The organism is Idiomarina sp. ST10R2A5 (assembly GCF_051842325.1).
Lineage (GTDB): Bacteria > Pseudomonadota > Gammaproteobacteria > Enterobacterales > Alteromonadaceae > Idiomarina > Idiomarina abyssalis.
Genome location: NZ_JBNIEX010000021.1, coordinates 1 through 983 on the forward strand (window position 1 = coordinate 1; position 983 = coordinate 983).

A 983-nucleotide genomic window follows, 5' to 3' on the forward strand; every position below is an offset into this window, starting at 1 on the left:
TCAGTTATCGCCGGTAGAGTATGAAAAACGTTTTGAAAAAACGGCTACTGAGTGTCTAGTGAACTAGTGGCGATTCATTTTTTATGTGTTTAATCTAAACACTAGATGTGATGTTAATCGCTCAGTAGCGCCTAATGCAAACCCCGATATCCCAAAATTTTGTAAGACTCGTATACGGGAAAATTTTTTATAATTCTTAGCCTACAATAGGTGTTTTCCTACGCACTAGTCCTTTTTGGAGCACCAAATGGATTATTCTCCAATTAATTTATTTCTCTACTATGACATTGGGTTAATCAGTGGCGATTCAGCGAGCCATATTCTGACTGAATATAAATGCTGACGATTCCACCCATTCATTATTATCAGTAATGATAACTTTAAAGTAACCGGATGGTACTGAGTGCTGTTTGATTGTTCTCGGTAATGATGCGAAATGCCATTCATGGAGAGGGTCGGTAATGACATAAACGTCCTGCCGGTGCGAGCTAGTACGCGAACTGCACTCTCCAGAAGTGCCCAGGGGCCTTGATTAAGTCCCTCAGCTTGGGGCGTGATATTTGATAAGCAATTAGTTGTTGACCAATGCAGTGTATTACTAAACGAGGCTAGCGGTACCTGATGGCCTCGATCGGTTCCGATTGTCGCGTGGGCTCCAGTGTAATCGTTTGGCTCTAAAGTCTGGGAAGTCCATTAGTTGAGTCTATAAAAGGTAAAAATTCGATAAAAACCATAACCATTTGTTGATTTATTGTTTAGGTTTTAATTTTTTGTTATAAAGTTAAATTGCGATGCGGTTACACAACTGCTGTCGTAATGGAAACTTTAATAATTATCTATCCTACAGGTGAATAATGGACTTCCCAGACTTTGCTAGACACTTTTAACAGTTACAATGTAACTTAGACTAGAGGTGTTTATGAGCAAAGGCAAACGGTATACCGAAGAATTCAAGATTGAAGCCGTCAAGCAGGTCACCGAGC

Annotated in this window: 1 protein-coding gene; it reads right to left on the reverse strand. The window is 39.9% G+C overall.

The genetic code is table 11. The features are described 5' to 3' along the window. Positions 1–279: 279 nt before the first annotated feature. Positions 280–642, reverse strand: a complete 363-nt coding sequence (locus ACP7FG_RS12965) for a DNA/RNA non-specific endonuclease (RefSeq protein ID WP_439226621.1) — start codon at positions 640–642, stop codon at positions 280–282. Between the last annotated feature and the right edge of the window lie 341 nt (positions 643–983).